The organism is Rickettsia australis str. Phillips (assembly GCF_000273745.1).
Taxonomy (GTDB): domain Bacteria; phylum Pseudomonadota; class Alphaproteobacteria; order Rickettsiales; family Rickettsiaceae; genus Rickettsia; species Rickettsia australis.
This window is the reverse complement of sequence record NZ_AKVZ01000038.1, coordinates 1-1514: the sequence shown is the minus strand read 5'-3', so window position 1 is coordinate 1514 and position 1514 is coordinate 1. Positions and strand designations below refer to the sequence as shown.

The window sequence follows — 1514 nt, the reverse complement described above, 5'->3', positions numbered from 1 at the left end:
GATTCTTCTTCAGTTGTATTATTGCTTTCTTCTAATTCTTCATCAGTTTCATATCCTTTATCTTCTTCATCACTAGATCTTAAGTCTAGAAGTGATTTTTTATTATCTGATGATTTATCATTTTTGCTATCGTTAGAACTCAGTAACCTAGGTGATACAGCGGTTTCTGAATTGGATTCCTCTGACTTTTTATTACTATCTTCAGGTTGTGTATTATCCTTTGTTGAGGATTCGTCATTTGCATATTCGTTTTCTTGTTGGAATAATCGTAATTGTTTCGGATCTAAACGCCCTACTTTCTTTTCCTGGTTATTATTTTCTGATTGAACATCACTACCATATTTTTGTTCTAGTTCAGCAGACTCTGCTAGTAATTGTTCAACAAATAGAAACAATTTTTTATCTTTTGCTAACTCTAAAAGTTTGGATTTATAAATATTATGTACTTCTTGTCCTATTTCAGTTCTAGGACCTATAAAATCAGAGTTAGCAGTATTAAATGCCTCTTTTACCGTTTCTTCTGGATATTTTGTTAATTGCTGTGTATAAATATTATGTACTTCTTGTCCTATTTCAGTTCTAGGGCCTATAAAATCAGAATCAGCTGAAGTAAACGCCTCCGTTAATTTTTTACTAAGTATAATATCATCTTCAACATATTTAATAAATTCTTTATCTTTTGTTAATTCCAAAAGTTTAGAAGTATAAATATTATGTATTTTTTGTCCTATTTCAGTTCTAGGACCTATAAAGCTAGAGTGCATAGTGTCGACTGCTTCTTGGATTTTTGCAAAATACGTATTATTTTGATGAACTTTAGATAAATTTTTTGAATGCTCAAATGCTACTGATTCCACTATAGCTTTTTTAAACAAATCGGCATCAGAGTATTTTGCTTTATGTCCTGCTGATTTTTGTCCTGATAAAGCAAATTCTTTATATCTTACAGCTATATCTGAGCTAAAGTTATAAATTTTTGGAGTTATTTTAAAAGTAGATGTAGATGTATTGACATTTAATCTAGTAATTCTACTTATCCAATCTTTAGTAATCCCTAAAGTTGTGAGATAAGCTAATTCCGAATCTTTTGAACCGGACGGTGGCGGTGGCGGTGGCGGTGGTGGCATGTTTCCGGTATGGATGTGTTTTTTAGCTTTTTCTTGTGAGTACTCTTTAAGAGCTTTTAATATTATATTCATATTTAATTTACTAGCAAGAATTCTTACTTGTTCATTGCTCATACCTGTAAATGAAGGCAAAACTAATCTTAATTGATCTAAATTATTATTACCTTCTAGTTTGATAGTAGTAGCTTTTAAAAACTCTTTTAATAATTCAGGTTCTTTTTCCTTGACTATAGCAATAAACTCATTTTTAGGTAAATTTACTGTAATTAATTCTTCAAATTTTATTGTGCTTAAAATAGCTGTTCTTAAATCATCAAGTTTAGCCTGTGCTTGATCAGCGTTAATTGTTTTTCTTAAGTTGGTATCTTCTGTTATTAAAAAAGTAGC

The 1514-nt window shown here is 30.1% G+C and carries 1 pseudogene; it reads right to left on the bottom strand.

The window, feature by feature from the left end:
- Positions 1 to 1514: pseudogene (locus A452_RS08770) on the bottom strand (autotransporter outer membrane beta-barrel domain-containing protein); the annotation flags it as partial.